The sequence below is a fragment of the Wolbachia endosymbiont of Pentidionis agamae genome (assembly GCF_036711655.1).
Taxonomy (GTDB): domain Bacteria; phylum Pseudomonadota; class Alphaproteobacteria; order Rickettsiales; family Anaplasmataceae; genus JAZHPY01.
The window spans coordinates 1-697 of the sequence record NZ_JAZHPY010000148.1 but is presented as its reverse complement, the minus strand read 5'-3'; the positions used below and the strand labels follow the sequence as shown (position 1 = coordinate 697).

Below are 697 nucleotides of genomic sequence, written 5' to 3'. Positions count from 1 at the left end.
CTGTGATTTTTACTAGTATTCCAGGTCTATGGCACATAGGAAGTGGATTTGATTGTGTGTGCAAGTCTGTCCCTCTATCAAACCTTCTTGGCTCCTGTTTTGCATAAAGTGGTTGTTCTAAGGTATTTACGGTTTCATTAAAATCTGCTGGAGCAAAATAAGTTGTAAAAGTACTGGCCGTACCAATTGGAAAACAATGTCCTGCGTCTTTCTCAATAAATCTTCTGAAATTGCCATCTAGATCAGTTGCTTGCCCTCTATATTCTTCGAATGTAATTCTACAATCCTGACCTCATATCATTTCGTAGCGCTGCTCCTTCGCCACCTCTCATATGCTTCTTTCACTTTTGCATGAGAAGTTAAAGCATCAAAAAACTCAGGGCTGACTAGTGCATATACTCTTTCCATATATTCACCACTTAAATTATCTTCAATATGACCTAGTACTTCCGTGCATTTACGTTTCACATCCGTTGTTGTGTTCCTAGTGCAAAATTTACTACTTTTGGAGTAATGCTAAATTCATTGTAAAGGTTGAGTAATTCACTTCCATCAGCGTCCAGAATAATTCCTTTGAGTGCCCCAATACGCAAGTGTTCTAACGTTATTGCATGTTTGTTTCGCATAGATTGCAAATGATCTGTTATTACATCAGCTAAAGCCTTTAATTCATTTTCTGAGCCAAACGCTCTAATTC

1 pseudogene is annotated in these 697 nt (G+C 37.9%); it reads right to left on the bottom strand.

Annotation, left to right across the window (positions count from 1 at the left end):
* Positions 1-697 (bottom strand): annotated as a pseudogene (locus V6U76_RS05385) (major capsid protein); the annotation flags it as partial.